This window comes from Roseateles sp. SL47, assembly GCF_026625885.1.
Taxonomy (GTDB): Bacteria; Pseudomonadota; Gammaproteobacteria; order Burkholderiales; family Burkholderiaceae_C; genus Roseateles.
On the sequence record NZ_CP113068.1, the window covers coordinates 3,963,791 to 3,980,760 of the forward strand.

Below are 16,970 nucleotides of genomic sequence, written 5' to 3' on the forward strand. Positions count from 1 at the left end.
GAGCCCTGATGGACCGCCGGTGGGGCGCCAGGGCCCTGCCGGGCCGGCCGGGATCTCGCTGGATCCCGACGAATCAATGGGGACGTGCCCGCCGGGAGGCGGGGCGCCTGGGGGTGTCCGGCCCCTTGGCCGCAGCGTCTTCCACCCCATAGCCCTTCAGCCACACGGCCACCCCACGGCGCACCGAGACCGTGATCTCGTCGATAGGGGGGGTTTCTCGTATCACTCCGAGCATGCGGCGGTCGCAGATATTGGCTTCGATCAGCGCCTTGAGGTGCCAGGCGGCGACCATGGGATCGTTCTCCGGCAGGATGCCCCGGTGCATGCATTCGGCCAGGAAATCCCCGACGGAGGTCCACCCCCGCTCGATGCCGTTGTGGAAGATCAGTTGCCCCACCACGGTGCGGTCGGCTTCGTGCTCCGCCATCCGATGGATAGCCACCAGTTCCGGGGAGAGGCGCATCTCGAGCAGGGCGATGCCAAACCGGATGAGCACGTCCTCCAGCGGCGCGTCATGGTGGAGTTGATCAAAGACGCCGACCATGTGGCGCGACGCCTTGTACTCCATCACCGCCAGGAACAACTCTTCCTTGGATGGGAAGTAGTTGTACAGCGTGGCCTTGGATCCCCCCACGCGGGAGGAGATCACCGCCATGGAGGCCTTTTCGTAACCGACTTCCAGGAACACCTCGGTGGCGATGTCCAGGATCAAGACTCGACGTTCTTCAGTTTTGGTGCGCATGGGCTGAGTAATCCGGCGTGATGGGAATCACTGATTTCTGAACCGGTGTGTACATTTTTGCTTGACGTGCTCAGAAGGTCAATCCTAAACTGTACCGAACGGTTCAGTTAATGCCTTGCTGGTGCTTCCATGCGATCTGATACGCCTTACTTCCTCTCTGCGCTGGCTTCGGCGCTCCTCCTGGGTGCCTGTGCCCAGATTCCCGACCTTGGCCCGCGTGCCAGCCTGCCTGCGGCCGGCGCCGTGGCTGGGGGCGCGGACCTGAAGGGGGCGGCGGAGGCCGCCTGGCCGTCGGACCCGTGGTGGCGCCGTTACGGCGACCCGCAGCTCAATGCGCTGATGGACGAGGCGCTGCGAGACGCCCCCTCGCTGAAGGTGGCAGAGGCCCGCCTGAAGCAGGCGGCCGCGTTGGTGGAGCAGCAGGGCGCCAGTCTGCGCCCCGAAACGACCGCCACGGCCGGCCTGAATCGCGAGCGCCAGAGCTACAACAACGGCATTCCCGCTGCCTTTGTCCCGCAGGGCTGGAACAACTACGGTCAGGCGGCCGTACAGCTCAGCTATGACGTGGACCTGTGGGGCCGCCAGCGCGATTCACTCGCGGCGGCCACCTCCAGCTGGATGGCCAGCCAGGCCGATGCGGCGCAAGCGCGTCTGAGCCTGGCCTCGCAACTCGCCACGGCGTATGCGGATTTCGCGCGTCAGTTTGCGTTGGAAGACACCGCCAAGGCGGCGGTGGAGACCCGTCAGCAGACCAGCCGCCTGATGCAGGAGCGTGAAGCCCACGGCCTGGAAACCCGCGCGGCCGTCCGCCAGGCCCAGTCGCGGCTGGCGCAGGCGCAGGGCGACCTGCTGTCCATCCAGGAATCGCTGGTGCTGCAACGTCATCTGATGGCTGCCTTGCTGGGCGCCGGCCCGGCGCGTGGCGACGGTTTGTCCCGTCCGGTGATGGACCTCAGCCAGGTGCAGGGCCTGCCGCAGCAGGTGGAACTGGATCTGCTGGGGCGTCGGCCGGACATCGTCGCCGCCCGCCTGCGGGCTGAATCTGCCGGGCGCAAGATCGATGTGGCCCGCACCGCGTTTTATCCCAACATCAATCTGAGCGCGTCCTTCGGCTTCCAGTCGCTGGGGTTGGACATGCTGACCAAGTCCGGCTCGCAGGCGGGCAGCTTCGGCCCGGCCATCAGCCTGCCGCTGTTCGACCAGGGACGCCTGACCGGCCAATACAAGCAGGCCTACGGCACCTACGACGAAGCCGTGGCGCAATACCGCCAGACCTTGAGCCAGGCGCTGCAGGAAGTGGCCGACGTGGCCGCCAGCGAACGCGCACTGGAAGGGAGGCTCGCCCAGGCCCAGGCTGCCAGCGAAGCCGCCCGGGATGCCTGGACCCTGACCCGGCGCCGGTATGAGGGCGGGCTCTCCACGTATCTGGATGTGCTGAGCGCCGAGGACAGTTATCTCAATCAGGTCAAAGCCCTGACGGAACTGCAGGCGCGATTGATGAGCCTGGATGTCTCGCTCATCAAAGCCTTGGGCGGGGGTTATCAGGCTGCGGCGACCCAGGCGGGGTGACGCCGAGGCCGACACAGGCTTGTGCGTTCGACATGCACAGACCTGCAACGCACGCCCCTGCCACGCACGCGCCCCCCAACGCAAGCGCTCCGCATCGGTACGCAGTCCGCAACGCACACATTCAGGACCGCACCCCCCACGACCTCCACGGCCTCCACGATCTCGTGCCCCGCTGGTTTTCCCGTCAAGCTTTCGAACATACGCATCATGTCCCACGCTGACCATCACTTCGACTCCAACAACGCCGCTCACTCCGCTGCCCAGGCCAATGCCGCAGCGGGCGCCGACGACGCGCTGAACGACACGTCCACCCCGTCGTCGGCAGGCGCCGGAACCGGCTCGAACGGGCCGGCTTCGGCCGCGTTCAAGCCTGCTGCCGCACCACAGCCTGCCCGCCGCAAGCCCCGCCTGGCCATGCTGGCCGCCGCAGTGGTGCTGTTGGGCGGTGGCGCATGGGCCTATCACCACTTCATCGGTGAGCGCTATGTCTCCACCGACAACGCCTACACCGCAGCGGAAGTAGCGCAAATCACCCCGGCCATCGATGCCATCACACAGCGGGTGAGGGTGGTGGATACCCAGGAGGTGCGCAAGGGAGATGTGCTGGTGGAGCTGGATGCCACCGACGCCCGCCTCGCGCTGGCCCAGGCTGAAGCGGAGCTGGGCCGTGCCGAGCGCCGGGTGCGCACCTATCAGGCCAATGACCTGGGCTACCGTGCCCAGGTGGCCGCCCGTGAAGCCGAGCAGGAGCAGGCCGATGCCCAACTGAAGGTGGCACAGGCTGACCTGGACCGGGCGAAGCTGGACCTGAGCCGGCGTCAGGCGCTGGCCACCAGCGGTTCAGTGAGCGGCGAGGAACTCTCCAACGCGCAGGCGGCCTTCAACACCGCCTTGGCCCGCCTGTCGGCGGCCAAGGCCACAGCCGAGCAGACGCGCGCCAACCGCGCGGCCACCCAGGGCGCCATGGCGGCCAACCAGGCGCTGATTGAACAGGCCGGCCTGGCCGACAACCCGGAGGTGGCGCTGGCCCGTGCCAAGCGGGATCAGGCACGCGTGGACCTGGAGCGCACCGTGTTGCGCGCGCCGTTTGATGGCGTGGTGGCACGCCGCCAGATCGAAGTCGGGCAGAAGGTAAAGGCAGGCAGCGTGGTGATGACGGTGGTGCCCATCCAGCAAGTGCATGTGGATGCCAATTTCAAGGAAGGCCAGTTGGGCCGTGTGCACAACGGCCAGGCCGTGGAGCTGAAGGCCGACCTGTATGGCTCGTCGGTGGTCTATCACGGCGTGGTGGTCGGCCTGGCCGGCGGCACCGGATCGGCCTTCGCCGCCATTCCCGCACAGAATGCGACGGGCAACTGGATCAAGGTGGTTCAACGCGTGCCGGTGCGTGTGGCCATCGATCCCAAGGAACTGGCCGAGCGTCCGCTGCAGGTCGGGCTGTCGATGGAAGTGACCATCGATACACGCACCCAGGCCAGCTCCGCGCTGGCAGCACTCGCGTTGCCGGAGGCTGGAACGGCGGACCGCGAGGCGCCCGCAGCCCCTGCTGCCGATGCTGGCGCGGCCCCTGGCGCTACGTCCACCACAATGACCAACGCGTCCAGCCCGGTGCCCCTCAAGGCGAATCCTTCGGCCACCCCTTCGGCCACCGCCATCATCACCCGCTGAGGTTGCCATGAGCACGTCAAGCCTGGGCCGAGACGGCCCACAGGCGCCGCTACAAGGCGGCCAACTGCTGGCGGCCGGTCTGGTGCTGGCAGCGGCCAACTTCATCGCGGTGCTGGACACCACCATCGCCAATGTGTCGGTGCCCACCATTGCCGGCAATCTGGGTGCGACCAACAGCCAGGGTACCTACGTCATCACGTCCTATGCCGTGGCCGAGGCCATCACCGTGCCGCTCACCGGCTGGCTGGCGCGGCGTTTCGGGACGGTGCGGGTGTTCATCGCTTCCATGGTGCTGTTTGGCCTGTTCTCCGCGCTCTGTGGCTTTGCTCAGAACCTGGGCATGCTGGTGCTGTTTCGCATCTTCCAGGGCCTGGCGGGCGGGCCGCTGATGCCCTTGTCCCAGACGCTGCTGCTGCGCATCTTTCCCAAGGAAAAGGCGGCGGCGGCCACCGGTCTGTGGGCCATGACCACGCTGGTGGCGCCGATCATGGGGCCCATCCTGGGTGGGGTGATCTGCGACAGCGCGACCTGGCCCTACATCTTCTTCATCAACGTGCCGGTGGCCCTGCTGTGCGCGGTGGCGGGCTGGCGCATGCTCAAGCGGTATGAAAGCCCGCGCGATGCCGCCCGCATCGACGGCGTGGGCCTGGGCCTGCTGGTGATCTGGGTGGGCGCCTTCCAACTGATGCTGGATGAGGGCAAGGACCTGGACTGGTTCTCTTCGCCGGAAATCATCGGCCTGGCCATCGTGGCAGCCATCGGCTTCGTGGCTTTCCTGATCTGGGAGCGGGACACGCCCCATCCGGTGGTGGACCTGCAGGTGTTCCGGCACCGCGGCTTCACCGCCAGCGTGATCACCATCAGCCTGGCCTTCGGCGCCTTTTTTGGTGCCACGGTGCTGACGCCGCTGTGGCTGCAGAACACCATGGGCTACACGGCCACCAAGGCCGGGCTGGTCACGGCGCTCTCCGGTATTCTGGCGGTGTTGTCCGCGCCGCTGGCCGCGCAGTTGAGCACCAAGGTGGACCCCCGGCGGCTGGTCTGCTTCGGGGTGGGGTGGCTTGGCCTGGTGACGCTCTACCGCAGCACGGCCACACCGGACATGGGCTTCTGGGAGATCGGCATTCCGCTGCTGGTGATGGGCGTGGGCATGCCATTTTTCTTCGTGCCGCTGACGGGCCTGGCACTGTCCAGTGTGGAGGAATCCGAAACCGCGTCCGCTGCCGGCCTGATGAGCTTTTGCCGCACGGTCTCCGGCGCCTTTGCCACCAGCCTGGTCAACACGTCCTGGGAAGACCGCAGCACAGAGGCCCATGCGGAGCTCTCCGGGCTGACCGACCGCTTCGGCAGCTTGTCCAACCAGTTGGCGCAATCCGGCTTCACCCCGGACCAGGTGCTGAGCCAGATCAACCAGATGGTGACCTCCCAAAGCGTGACGCTGGCCACCAACCAGGTGTTCTGGATCGCTGGCTGCTGCTTTGCGCTGGCGGCAGCAGCGGTGTGGCTGGCCCCGAAGCCAACCCGGGTGGCGGACACGACCGCAGCTCATTGAAGGCCCGCTCCCACCCCATAATCTGCGGAAGTTGGCTGTAACGTTGGCTCTAACGTTGGCAGTAGTGGGCCGGGATTGGCGGAGCGTGGCCCATCGTGGTCCGTTCTGGTTCATCGCGGCTGATGGGCGCAAAGGACGGAGACCGGATGGAACGCGTGGATTGCATCGTGATCGGTGCGGGTGTGGTGGGGCTGGCGGTGGCGCGTGAGATGGCGCAACGCGGGCTGGAAACCGTGGTGCTGGAGCGGGCGCTGGACATCGGCACCGGCACCAGCTCCCGCAACAGCGAGGTGATCCATGCCGGCATCTACTACCCCACAGGTTCCCTGAAAGCCGAGCTCTGCGTGCGGGGCAAGGCGCTGCTGTACGACTATTGCGCTGCCCGCAACATCCCGCACCAGCGTTGCGGCAAGTTCATCGTGGCCACATCGCCGGATCAGCAGCAGAAGCTGGAGCAGTTGCTGGAGACGGGCCGGCGCAATGGCGTGGACGATCTGGTGATGATGTCCGGTGCGCAGGCGATGGCGGCGGAAGCGTCCCTGCGCTGTGTGGCGGCGCTGGACAGCCGCTCCACCGGCATCATCGACAGCCACGGCCTGATGCTGGCCCTGCGCGGCGACTTCGAAGCGGCGGGCGGCATGGTGGCATTTGATGCGCCGGTGACGGCCGGCGTGTGCGGCTCGGACGGCGTTGCGCTGCAGGTGGCCGGGAGCGAGCCGATGGAAATCCAGGCGCCGCTGGTGATCAATGCGGCGGGCCTTGGCGCGCAGGGGGTGGCGCGTTGCCTGCGTGGCATGCCGGAAACGCTGGTGCCGCCGTTGTTCCTGGCTAAAGGCAATTACTACAGCCTGCAAGGCCGCTCACCGTTCTCACGGCTGATCTACCCGGTGCCGGAGGACGGCGGCCTGGGGGTGCACCTCACGCTGGATCTGGGCGGCCAGGCTCGATTCGGCCCGGACGTGGAATGGGTGGACACCGAGCACTATCAGGTCGATGCCCGCCGGGCGGATGTCTTTTATGGCGCCATCCGCCGGTACTGGCCCGCCTTGGCGGACGGCGCGCTGCAGCCCGCTTATGCTGGCATTCGACCCAAGATCAGCGGGCCGGGTTCCGCCGCCGAGGACTTCATGCTGCAGGGGCCTTCCCAACACGGGCAGGTCGGGCTGATGAACCTGTTCGGGATCGAATCGCCAGGGCTGACCGCGTCCATGGCGATTGGTCAGGCTGTGGCGGACCAGATGCTTTAGAGCGAATGGTGCAGCGGTGCGGCGTCCATCATGCCGCTCTGCGTGGCTTGAGCACTCCGGCCTTGCCGACAAACGGCGTCAGAAAGTTCCGTTTCTCTGCCCCGAAGGCGACGGTGACACGCTCCCTGCTGGCGCTGACCATTGCGCCAACCCCATCAAGGTCCTGTTGGTCATGACCTCGACGGTGGCGCTGGTGGTGCGCGCCGCACCTGGGAACATGCCTTGCCATGCAAGGACGGGGTTCTTCCCAACCGTCACAACAACTCGAACGGAGTCCATCATGATCAGCACCATCCTGCTTGTGATCCTGATCCTGCTACTGATTGGGGCGCTGCCCACCTGGCCGCACAGCCGTGCATGGGGCTATTACCCCAGCGGCGGCCTGGGCCTGGTGGTCGTCATTCTGCTGGTGCTGCTGCTGTTGGGATACATCTGACGGCGCAGTGCTGTCCGGCGGCAGGGTTCGGGGCTGCGGTGAACGGGGCGCAGTGTGGGGGCGCAGTGTGGGGGCGGGCCAGCGCTCCCGGGCTCAATGCATCCCCGTCACCACCGCCGACTTGCTGCGCCGCCGCCGCCAGCGTCGCCGGGACGACGCCGGCAGGTCTCCGCCCGTCAGCGTCAGACCCACCCGTGTCTGTTCAGCCGTGGAGGTGGCAAAGGGTGCCCCAGCGTGCATCCGGGCAATCGCCGCCACGATGGACAGGCCCAGGCCATGGTGATCCGCGCCGCCAGCACGTGAAGGGTCGGCGCGGTAGAAGCGATCAAACAATCGTGGCAGGTGGTCCTTGGTGATGGGCTTACCGACGTTGGTCACCGACAGCCTCAGCATGCCGACACCGATCGTGTCGATACACACCCTCATCGAGCTGCCCGGTGTGGCATAGCGGGTGGCATTGCCCAGCAGGTTCGACAACGCGCGCTTGAGCAAGGCGGCATCCACCTCGCCAGCGGCGTCTCCATCGATGGTCAGTTGCAGACCGGCTTCCGCGACGGCGGCTTCGTGATAGTCCGCCACATCACGTGCCAGGGCGGCGAGGCTGGGTACCCGTTGCCGGCGTGCGGTGGCGCCGCTGTTGGCATGGCTGAGGAACAGCATGTCGTTGACGATCCCGGCCATGCGACGAAGTTCCTCCAGATTGGAGCCCAACCGATCCAGCGTCGCCGCCGGCAGGCCAGGTTCACGCATGGCCAACTCGGTCGCGGTGATGAGCGTCGCCAGGGGCGTGCGTAGTTCATGGGCCACATCCGCATTGAAGCCTTCCAACTGCGTATAGCTGCGGTTGAGACGCTCCAGCAGCGCATTGAATTGCTGCACCAGCGGCCGCAGTTCTTCCGGCTGGTCGCTGCCATCCAGCCGCTCGTGTAGCCGATGGGCCGCCAGTCGGCGTGTCTGCTCCACCAGCGACCGCACCGGCACCAGCGCCAGCCGAACCAGCACCATGCTGCCGACGGACACCAGCAGCGCGCCGATCAGCGAGGCGGCCATCAGCGTCATGCCGAGACGGCGCACAAAGGCATCGTCTGCACGGGTGTCGAGCCGCAGCGTGGCCTCCTGGCCTTGTGGGGTGGTGAAGACCAGCGTTCGACCGGTCTGGGGGCGGGCATCAACGCCGAGGGCGCCCGCATGCACCGCACGGTCGTAGAGGGCGCGGCCTTCGGCGTCGCGCAGCGTGAGGCGAAGGTCTCTGTGAATCTCCAGGAAGTCATCCAGCCGGCGCTGCAGAGGGGCGACGGGGGCGACCCTGTGCTCATCCAGCAGATGCTGCAGCAGCGTCTGGTTCTGCTGCAGGGCTTCGTCCTGGCGGGAACGCAGGTCGGAGGCGGTGAGCAGGTAGACCGCCAGTGACATCAAGGCCAGCCCGGTGAAGGTCTGGGTGGCCAACCACAAGGACAGGCGCGGCCCCACGCCGTCCGGGATGCTGAGCCTGCGCCACCAAGGCATGCCGGACCTGGGGCGGAATGGATGCACCGTGCTCATGGGGTGTACATGACCAAACGGTAATGCTGCGGTTGGCTTGCTGACAGGGCCCGAGGACTAGAGTGAATGCCATGGTGTTGAAAGACACCGCCGCAACGGCCCGCCATTGAATGACGGGCTGCCATGGAAAGACTTTGAATAAGGAGATGACTCATGCGTCGCTTTCGTCGTATCCCAACCTCCCTGCCAACCTCCCTGCCAACCTCCCTGGGGGTGATGGCCCTTGCAGCAGTGATGAGCGCGCCAGCCCTCGCACAGGTGGAAGAGGAAATCGCCTCGGGCCCGAAGTCCCGTGAACAGGTCGTCGCCGAGCTGGAGCAGGCACAGGCAGACGGCTCTCTCGCCAAGATCCATAGCGAAGCCGGCTATGCGCCTGATTTCGATGAAGCGCACGGTCTGCCTGTCCGCTATTCCAACACCCAGGCTGATGTGGATGTGTCGGTCCGTATGGACACGTCCCGCGACTTGACCTTTGCGCCGCCTGCTGCGGGTGGCAAGTCACGTGCCCAGGTCATGGACGAGCTGCAGCAGGCCCGTGAGGACGGCTCTCTGCAAAAGATCTGGAGCGAAGCGGGATATGCGCCGGAGTTCGAGCTGGCGCATGCGCCTCGCTGGTGAGCGGTGAGTTGAGGCTCATGGTGTGAGGCGTGAATCGCCACCGCAGTCGTGCGGAGCGGTTCTTTCTCCGACGACGGGGCCCCTGCGGGGGCCCCATTCTTTTGTGCGTCCCGACCTGGTAACAGGCCGCAGATCGTGCCGCTCCTGCACGAGCTGCTGGCAACGTTTACTGACACGCTATCGGGATTTCCCTGATCGCATCATGTGCAAGTGGGTGCAAAGTGGTATTGCCTTAATCCGGCGAACAAAAGACCAACGAGATACCACTAGCTCATATGGGCGCGCGTCGGGCAGCGACGCCCCACGGGTCGTCTCCTAGCGAGGGCGCTTGGAAGACGGCCGCTGTCGTCGTTTATCAGGAGCACTTGCATGAAGCCTTTCCCGACCTCTCGCATCCCCTTGCATGAATTGCGCAAACTTGCCGTGCTCAGCGCGGCGGCGTTTGCGCTGCATGCGGCTGCCCAGACCTACAGCGCGTGGGCGCCGGACGTCTATTACGCCGCCGGCACGGTGGTGACCTACAACGGCAAGCTGTATCGCGCCTTGGTCAATCAGACCGATTACGCCAGCACGGGCTGGAACCCGACGAATGCGGCCCTCTGGGCTGACCTGGGTACTACCACGGGTCCGTCCCCATCCCCTTCGCCATCTCCTTCCCCGAGCCCTTCGCCGTCACCGTCACCGAGCCCGTCTCCGACGCCCTCGGGCACCTGCGCACCGGTATGGTCCAGCAGCACGGTCTATAACGGGGGTGATCTGGCCAGCGTGGCCACCACCAACTACAAAGCGAACTGGTGGACGCAGAACAACAACCCGACCACCAGCAGCGGTGCCGCCGGTTCCGGCCAGCCGTGGACGATGCTGGGGAGCTGCTCCGCGTCTCCGACGCCGAGTCCATCTCCGAGCCCATCTCCGAGCCCGTCGCCGAGTCCTTCTCCCTCACCGAGTCCTTCCCCCAGCCCGTCACCGGCGCCTTCGCCGTCGCCGGACCTCACTGATCCGGCGGCCAAGTCGGCCACGCAGTCGAGCCGCGTCTACACCGTCTACTACCCGTCGTGGAGCGACAACTGGTTCGACGCCACCGGCATGGACAAGAACCAGGTGTTCAAGGCCAGCAACTTCGCTCGTATTCCCGCCAATTACACCCATGTGGTGGCGGCGTTTGCACAACCGAATTTCAGCTGGGGCGGCATGAGCGCCAACAACTGGTCGGGCACCGGCATCAACTTCAATGGCCGTCCGTCCGACATCAAGGCAGCCATCGATGTCCTGCATGCCCGCAACATCAAGGTGCTGCTGGCCGTGGGTGGCGCCACGTACAACAGCTGGAGCACGCTCTCGGCCGAAGGCCACGCAGGCAGCGGCCCGACCATCACGGCGCTGGCCAACATCATGAAGGACGTTGGGTTCGACGGCCTGGATGTGGACTATGAGATTGAAGGTCTGGATGGGTATGCCGGCGCGGTGAAGGCCATGCGCAAGGCGGTGGACCTGGCCGGTGGCGGCCGCATTCTCAGCGTGGCGGCTTGGTCGACAGGCGCGGACTGCACGGCGGCGACCGCCAACGATGCGCAATGCGCTAGTGTGGGTGTGAGCTATTGGGGTGGCAAGGCGGGGCTGGAACGTCAACTGGTGAACAGCTACCCGGCGTTGGCAACGGCATTCAACCTCGTGAACATCATGAGTTATGACGCCCGTTACGAGCATTACGACGGCGTGACCGCGTGGCAGCAATATCGCAAGCTGTTCCCAAGCAGCACCATTGTGTCGATCGGTTTTGAAACCGCGCCAGAAGGCTGGGCGGGTGGTCAACTGGTGGTGAACAATGCGGATGCGCAGTGCACGGGTTCCGTGATCCTGCAGAACAGCTATGGCGCCAACATCAACCAGCCGTATTCGGTGGAGCGGTATCTGAATGCCGTGACCGGCAGCACGTTGAGCAACCGCAATGCCCGCGACGGCGCCATGCTGTGGCAGGCCTTGAAGACGGCCAGCGGCAGCTGCGGCAGTGCCCCCTTGGCTTCGCCGGGCAGCATTGGCAAGAAAGTCTCCGGGTCGCTGGGCCTGGTGGATGACCCGGCGCTGCAGACGGCTCCTTGGAAGTAAGGCGCTGATGGGTTGAGTCCATCATCCAAGGCCGACCACTGAGTGGTCCCCAACAACCGCCGCGTCGGCTTTGCCGGCCGGCGGTTTTTCTGTTGGAGCTGTTCAATGCTTCAGAGAAGACGTTCTTGTTTGGCTTGACGGCGGTGAGGGTGGAGTACTGGCACAAGGACTCGCTGGGCAGCCTGATGGCCACGACGGACCACCGAGGAGTCGTGACGGCGCGCTACAGCTACGACCCGTTTGGCAAGCGCCGCCAGGCCAATGGGACGTATGACGCCGCTGGGGTGCTGGTGGTGGACTGGGTGGCTGCCGCCAACTACGGCACCGACCGTGGTTTTACAGGGCACGAGCATCTGGACGATGTGGGCCTGATCCACATGAACGGGCGGATCTACGACCCGACGCTGGGGGTGTTCCTGCAGGCAGATCCCATGATCCAGTCGGCGGACGATCTGCAGAACTACAACCGCTACGGGTACTGCTTCAACAACCCGATGACGTGTACGGACCCGACGGGCTATAGCTTCCTGTCCAAATGGGTGGGTTCGACGCTGATCGGCGGGGTGCTGGACTTCTTTGCGCCCGGGCTGGGCACCTTGCTGTCTTCGCTGTATCAGGCGCGGCTGATTGCGCGTACGAAGTTGGGGTACCAACTGGGCAGCATCGCCATCGGCGTGATGTCGGCGGTGTATTGCAAAGGGGCCGTCGCGCAATGCAATGCCCTGGGGCAGGCGGGCTGGGCAGCGTTGGCAGGGCATTCGGCATCGGATGTGATCCGCACCGGGGTGATGGCGTATGGGCACTTCTCAAAACCTCTCTCACACCTGACACCGGAATCGGTCACCATACAGGCCATGATCACACCCCGCATCAAGCCGTCGGCCTTCTGGCGCCGCCAGGCTTCATCTGACCTATTCGTTCAGGACCGACGTCAGGAGAAGATGGGCAGCTTCATCGCCAACCTCGCGGCGATGGACGAACTGGTGGACTTCGCAGCAGTTGCAGCTCAGGTGGAGGCAGCCTGCCCACGGCCCGACCGCAGCAAGGGTGGTCGCCCGCCGTACTCCACCGAGATCATGGTGCGGCTGGTGTTCATCCAGTCGCTGTACAACTTGAGCGACGAGGAGTGCGAGTACCAGGTGCTGGACCGCATGAGCTTCCAGCACTTTTGCCGGCTTGCAGGCGAGCTGCACATCCCGGACGCACGCACGCTGTGGCGCTTCAAGCAGCAACTGGCCCAGGGTGGCCTGGGCGGGAAGGCCATCTTCGAGGCCGTGAGCCAGCAACTGCAGGCTCACGGCTACATCCCGCGAGGCGGGCAGATCGTGGACGCCAGCATCGTGCAGGCGCCGGTCACGCACACCAAGAGCGAGGAGCGCGAAGCGCTCAATGAAGGGCAGGCCCCTGAGGGCTGGTCCTCCAAGAAGCTGCGCCACACCGACCGCGCCGCCCGCTGGACGAAGAAGCACGGCAAGAGCCACTACGGCTACAAGGTGCATGCCAACAGCGACGCGCGCTACAAGCTCATCCGCAAGATCAAGGTCACGCCGGCCAATGTGGACGACGGCCAGACCTTGAAGGACGTGCTGGACCCCAGCAACACCGGCAAACGCGTGCTGGCCGACCGGGGCTATGACAGCCAGGCCAACCGGGACCTGCTGCGAGAGCAGCAACTGCGATACGGCATCGGCAGAAGAGCCCTAAGGTCAACGCAAATCATCAGGGTTGCGCTGATTCTTGGGGTATCCCTGTTGGGAGGTGCAGCAACGGCAACGCAAGGTGGAACCCAGGTCATTGATGTCGTATCGGGCACCAGCCAGAAATTGATTCAGTCAGCGCTTCCCGAATTCGCGCGCCATGGTTTAGACCTGACTGGCTACCGCATCGTTGTCATGACGGTGAGTGGTCATTACGTCGTTCTCTTCGAAGACTTGAATACACCCTCTGGTCAGCGTGGGACTACCTCCACGAAGCGGAGCTTTGAAGTCGAGTTCGACGATGATCGGAGAAGGGTTGTTCGAGCCAACTTCAGTCGCTGACGAGAACGCGACATTTCGGCGTCGAGGTCTTCAGCTTTAGTTCCGCTCGTCGCAGACCCCGGCAGTGGGTGTGGCCAGCCAGACGCCTTGTGAAGGTTGAGCCTCTCCCACTTTTGGGAGTGTCACGCCGCTCACGCGGCCTGCAAGATGAAGTCGCAACCCGATCCTTGTCCGATCAGGGCGATCAATCCCCGCCGCTCCCCCTCTGAAAGCCGACCATGGCCAAACTCAGCGACACCAAGAAGTCCGACCTCAAGACCCGCCGCAAGGCGCCGCTGGCCACCCCCAGCGACCTCTCGTCCGAAGCCGCCACCGACATCAGCGCCGCCCTGAACGGCATCCTGGCCGATGTCTTTGCGCTCTACCTGAAAACCAAGAACTTCCATTGGCACATGAGCGGCCCGCATTTCCGGGACTACCACCTGCTGCTGGACGAGCAAGGTGACCAGCTCTACGCCATGACCGACCCCATCGCCGAGCGCATCCGCAAGGTGGGCGGCACCACGCTGCGTTCCATCGGCCACATCAGCCGCCTGCAGCGCATCAGCGACAACGACGCCGACTATGTCGACCCGCTGGACATGCTCGCCGAGCTGCGCGAGGACAACAAACTGCTGGCCGGACGCCTGCGCGAAGCCCACAACGTCACGGACGAGCACCGTGACATCGCTTCCTCCAGCCTGCTGGAGAACTGGATCGACGAAACCGAACGCCGTACCTGGTTCCTGTTTGAATCCAGCCGCATCAGCCGGGAAGCCTGACCATGGGATACCGCTGCGTTCATGCGGCCGGTATCCGGCAGGTGGTGCCCAGTGCGCTGGGGTGTGAGGAATGCCTGAAGCTGGGCAGCGAGTGGGTGCACCTGCGCATCTGCCGCACCTGCGGCCATGTGGGCTGCTGTGATGAGTCCCCGCATCGCCATGCCCGGGCGCATTTCCACGAGACGCAGCACCCCATCATTGAAGGCTACGACCCGCCGGAAGGCTGGGGGTGGTGTTTTGCGGACAAGGTGATGGTGGACCTGCAAGGAGACACCACCCCGCAAAAGGGCCCGATTCCGCGCTTTGACTGAATGTCGCACTGGCGGGTGGTTGGACCTGCGCACGGGCTCACCAACAGGCGCAGTCGATCCCCCAACAGGCCGGGCCTTTGCAACCCGACCGCAGGCCTCACGCGGCCGGGCCCCGCCGCCCGGTTTCCAGCCTCACTGCTTGGGCTTGCCCGTCGACCCGCGCACCACCAGCTTGGGAGGCTCCGTCACTGACATCGGCAGCGGATGATCGGGCTTGGCATTGATTTCCGACTGCAGCATTTGCACCGCCAGCATGGCCGCTTCCGCCGTTGGCATGGCCACGGTGCTTAATGCCGGGCGCATCTGATGCGCCAATTGAATGTCGGTGACGCCGATCACCGACAGGTCCCGGGGCACTTCCAGCCCCAGTTCGGCTGCCGCCTGCAGCACCCCGAGCGCAGGCAGGTCGTTGGTGGCAAAGACCGCGGTCAACCCCGGCACACCGGCCAGCAGACTGTGCGCCGCATTACGGCCTTCATCGATCGTGTCATGCCCGTAGCGCAGATGGCTGGCAGGCAACTCCACGCCGGCCTTCTGTACCGTGTCGATGAACCCTTGCAGCCGCCACTTGTGATTGCCGCTGGGCTCGCTGCCGCTCACCGCGCCCAGCCGCTTGTGGCCCAGGCGCAGCAGGTGTTCGGCCGCCAGCACACCCGCCTGGTACAGATCCACAGCGATGCAGGGCAGGGGCGGCGGCTCCTGCGGCCGCTCCCACATGCACAGCACCACCGGCACGCCGCGTCGGCGCAGGTCCTGCAAAGCATCCAGCTGGACAAAGTCCGCATTCATCACGATCACGCCCTGCGCCAGCGCACCGCCCACGGCGTCCAGGTAGGCGCGTTCCTGCGCCGGATCGTCATTGGTGTTGCACACCAGCAGGAAGTAGCCGAGCTTGCGGGCCGCCCGCTCCACCTCCAGCGCGAACTCGGGGTAGAACGGGTTGGCAATGCTGCTGACCACCAGCGCCATGGTGTGAGGTTTGCCCTCCACCAGCGCCCGTGCCATGAGGTTGGGCCGGTAGCCCAGGGCCTCCACGGCCGCCAGCACGCGTCGGCGAGTGTCCTCACCGACCTTTCCACGGTTGCGCAGCACATTCGAAACCGTGGCTGCGGTCACCCCGGCGGCCCGCGCCACCTCAACAAGCGTCGTCATGCCGTGATCGTACCCGCTGGCCAGGGCCAGGATTCCGCCTTGGCCCCCGGGCCCGCTTCACACAGGTAGACCAGCGCCGGCAACCCTTCAGGCGAGCGGTAGCCGCGCTCCAGGGCTTCCAGTGCCTTGGGCACCAGTTCCTTCTTCAGCAGCGCAATGCAGCAGCCGCCGAAACCGCCCCCCGTCATGCGGGCGCCGCCTTCGTGGCCCACCACGTCCTGCAGCAATGCTGCCAGTTGGTCCACGGCCGGCACGGTGATTTCAAAGTCGTCCCGCATCGACTCGTGCGAGGCCTTCATCAGCCGGCCCAGGCGCGGCAGGTCACCCGCCTGCAGGGCTTCGGTGGCCTCCAGCACGCGGCTGTTCTCGGTGATGATGTGGCGCGCGCGGCGGAAGACCTTGTCCTCCAGCTTCACGCCGGCCAGCATCTCCAGCGTTGCATCACGCAGGGCCGGCACGCCCAGCGCGCGGGCGGCCTGCTCGCATTGGGCGCGGCGTTCGTTGTAGGCGCTGTCCACCAGGCCGCGCTTGACCCGCGAATGGGCAATCAGCAGCGCGGTGCCTTCCGGCAGCGACACCGGCCGGGTGTCCAGCGAGCGGCAGTCGATCAGCAGGGCATGTTCCGGCTTGCCTTCCGCGCTGGCGAGCTGGTCCATGATGCCGCACTGGCAGCCCACAAAACGGTTCTCGGCCTGCTGCGCGAGGCGCGCCAACTGCTTGCCGGTGAGCGCCGAATCACCAGCAATGCGCTGTGCCGCCCGCAGCAGGCCCAGCGCCAGCGAAGCCGATGAACTCAAGCCCGCGCCCATGGGCACGTCGCCGGAGATGACCAGATTCATGCCCGCCGGGCGGGCCATCAGCGGCACCAGTTGAGCCAGCGTGCCACGCACATGGTCCCGCCAGCCGCCGCCGGGGAAGTGCGGGGGTGTGGCGCTCAGGGGAAAGTGGTCGTCGGCGCCGGATTCATCCAGGGCCAGCGCATCCACCTGCAGATCGTCGCGCGGGCCCGCTGCGATCCAGGTGTCCCGGTCGATGGCCGCCGGCAGCACAAAGCCGTCGTTGTAGTCGGTGTGTTCGCCGATCAGGTTGACCCGCCCGGGAGCCCGTGCCAGCACGGTGGGCGCCACGCCGTGGCGCTCGGTGTAGGCCCGCACGACTGCTTCGGCGGTCGGCGGCAGGCTGGTGGACGATGAAGAGGACAAAGGGGAAGCAAGAGTAGCCATCGGG

14 protein-coding genes are annotated in these 16,970 nt (G+C 65.7%); 10 read left to right on the forward strand and 4 right to left on the reverse strand.

Going from position 1 to position 16,970, the window contains the following annotated elements; genetic code table 11:
* Positions 1–73: 73 nt before the first annotated feature.
* Positions 74–742, reverse strand: coding sequence for a TetR/AcrR family transcriptional regulator (locus tag OU995_RS17515; protein ID WP_267831292.1), 669 nt, complete (start codon positions 740–742; stop codon positions 74–76).
* Between the two features lie 129 nt (positions 743–871).
* On the opposite strand from OU995_RS17515, the gene OU995_RS17520 reads away from it, so the two are divergent.
* The 5 genes from OU995_RS17520 to OU995_RS17540 all read left to right on the forward strand — a co-directional run bounded on the left by OU995_RS17520 (position 872) and on the right by OU995_RS17540 (position 7,214).
* Positions 872–2,311, forward strand: a complete 1,440-nt coding sequence (locus OU995_RS17520) for an efflux transporter outer membrane subunit (RefSeq protein WP_267831294.1) — start codon at positions 872–874, stop codon at positions 2,309–2,311.
* A gap of 207 nt (positions 2,312–2,518) precedes the next feature.
* Positions 2,519–3,979, forward strand: a complete 1,461-nt coding sequence (locus OU995_RS17525; protein WP_324288583.1) for an HlyD family efflux transporter periplasmic adaptor subunit — start codon at positions 2,519–2,521, stop codon at positions 3,977–3,979.
* 7 nt (positions 3,980–3,986) lie between these two features.
* On the forward strand, positions 3,987–5,531 hold the full coding sequence (locus OU995_RS17530; RefSeq protein WP_267831295.1) for a DHA2 family efflux MFS transporter permease subunit: 1,545 nt from the start codon (positions 3,987–3,989) through the stop codon (positions 5,529–5,531).
* A 146-nt stretch (positions 5,532–5,677) separates the two neighbouring features.
* The gene (locus tag OU995_RS17535) at positions 5,678–6,778 is read left to right on the forward strand and encodes an NAD(P)/FAD-dependent oxidoreductase (RefSeq protein WP_267831296.1); all 1,101 of its coding nucleotides are present in this window, start codon (positions 5,678–5,680) and stop codon (positions 6,776–6,778) included.
* 280 nt (positions 6,779–7,058) lie between these two features.
* On the forward strand, positions 7,059–7,214 hold the full coding sequence (locus tag OU995_RS17540; RefSeq protein WP_267831297.1) for a DUF3309 family protein: 156 nt from the start codon (positions 7,059–7,061) through the stop codon (positions 7,212–7,214).
* A gap of 93 nt (positions 7,215–7,307) precedes the next feature.
* On the opposite strand, the gene OU995_RS17545 is transcribed toward OU995_RS17540, so the two are convergent.
* Complete coding sequence (locus OU995_RS17545; RefSeq protein WP_324288584.1) at positions 7,308–8,756, reverse strand: heavy metal sensor histidine kinase; 1,449 nt, start codon at positions 8,754–8,756, stop codon at positions 7,308–7,310.
* Between the two features lie 216 nt (positions 8,757–8,972).
* On the opposite strand from OU995_RS17545, the gene OU995_RS17550 reads away from it, so the two are divergent.
* The 5 genes from OU995_RS17550 (at position 8,973) to OU995_RS17570 (ending at position 14,591) form a co-directional block, all read left to right on the forward strand.
* Positions 8,973–9,374 carry a DUF4148 domain-containing protein gene (locus OU995_RS17550; protein ID WP_267836293.1) on the forward strand — a complete coding sequence of 134 codons (402 nt, stop codon included), beginning with the start codon at positions 8,973–8,975 and terminating at the stop codon, positions 9,372–9,374.
* Positions 9,375–9,743: 369 nt separating this feature from the next.
* Entirely contained in the window at positions 9,744–11,480 is a 1,737-nt protein-coding gene (locus tag OU995_RS17555) for a carbohydrate-binding protein (protein WP_267831298.1), read from the forward strand.
* Between the two features lie 125 nt (positions 11,481–11,605).
* Positions 11,606–13,519: an IS5 family transposase gene (locus tag OU995_RS17560; RefSeq protein ID WP_267831299.1), complete on the forward strand. Its 1,914-nt coding sequence runs from the start codon at positions 11,606–11,608 to the stop codon at positions 13,517–13,519.
* Positions 13,520–13,737: 218 nt separating this feature from the next.
* Complete coding sequence (locus OU995_RS17565) at positions 13,738–14,280, forward strand: Dps family protein (RefSeq protein WP_267831300.1); 543 nt, start codon at positions 13,738–13,740, stop codon at positions 14,278–14,280.
* Positions 14,281–14,282: 2 nt separating this feature from the next.
* On the forward strand, positions 14,283–14,591 hold the full coding sequence (locus OU995_RS17570) for a UBP-type zinc finger domain-containing protein (RefSeq protein ID WP_267831301.1): 309 nt from the start codon (positions 14,283–14,285) through the stop codon (positions 14,589–14,591).
* A gap of 132 nt (positions 14,592–14,723) precedes the next feature.
* Here the strand turns inward: OU995_RS17570 and OU995_RS17575 are convergent, their stop codons facing one another.
* Positions 14,724–15,743 (reverse strand): LacI family DNA-binding transcriptional regulator, encoded by a 1,020-nt coding sequence (locus OU995_RS17575; RefSeq protein WP_267831302.1) that lies wholly within the window; start codon positions 15,741–15,743, stop codon positions 14,724–14,726.
* Entirely contained in the window at positions 15,740–16,966 is a 1,227-nt protein-coding gene (gene galK, locus OU995_RS17580) for a galactokinase (protein ID WP_267831303.1), read from the reverse strand. Before galK ends, OU995_RS17575 begins: the two co-directional genes overlap by 4 nt.
* Positions 16,967–16,970: the final 4 nt, after the last annotated feature.

Bases quoted from the DNA above. Each gene is read 5' to 3' on its own strand.
- OU995_RS17540 (WP_267831297.1), top strand. From the start codon at position 7,059: ATGATCAGCACCATCCTGCTTGTGATCCTGATCCTGCTACTGATTGGG.
- OU995_RS17570 (WP_267831301.1), top strand. From the start codon at position 14,283: ATGGGATACCGCTGCGTTCATGCGGCCGGTATCCGGCAGGTGGTGCCC.
- galK (WP_267831303.1), bottom strand. From the start codon at position 16,966: ATGGCTACTCTTGCTTCCCCTTTGTCCTCTTCATCGTCCACCAGCCTG.
- OU995_RS17555 (WP_267831298.1), top strand. From the start codon at position 9,744: ATGAAGCCTTTCCCGACCTCTCGCATCCCCTTGCATGAATTGCGCAAA.
- OU995_RS17535 (WP_267831296.1), top strand. From the start codon at position 5,678: ATGGAACGCGTGGATTGCATCGTGATCGGTGCGGGTGTGGTGGGGCTG.
- OU995_RS17530 (WP_267831295.1), top strand. From the start codon at position 3,987: ATGAGCACGTCAAGCCTGGGCCGAGACGGCCCACAGGCGCCGCTACAA.
- OU995_RS17525 (WP_324288583.1), top strand. From the start codon at position 2,519: ATGTCCCACGCTGACCATCACTTCGACTCCAACAACGCCGCTCACTCC.
- OU995_RS17550 (WP_267836293.1), top strand. From the start codon at position 8,973: ATGGCCCTTGCAGCAGTGATGAGCGCGCCAGCCCTCGCACAGGTGGAA.
- OU995_RS17545 (WP_324288584.1), bottom strand. From the start codon at position 8,756: ATGAGCACGGTGCATCCATTCCGCCCCAGGTCCGGCATGCCTTGGTGG.
- OU995_RS17565 (WP_267831300.1), top strand. From the start codon at position 13,738: ATGGCCAAACTCAGCGACACCAAGAAGTCCGACCTCAAGACCCGCCGC.
- OU995_RS17520 (WP_267831294.1), top strand. From the start codon at position 872: ATGCGATCTGATACGCCTTACTTCCTCTCTGCGCTGGCTTCGGCGCTC.
- OU995_RS17575 (WP_267831302.1), bottom strand. From the start codon at position 15,743: ATGACGACGCTTGTTGAGGTGGCGCGGGCCGCCGGGGTGACCGCAGCC.
- OU995_RS17515 (WP_267831292.1), bottom strand. From the start codon at position 742: ATGCGCACCAAAACTGAAGAACGTCGAGTCTTGATCCTGGACATCGCC.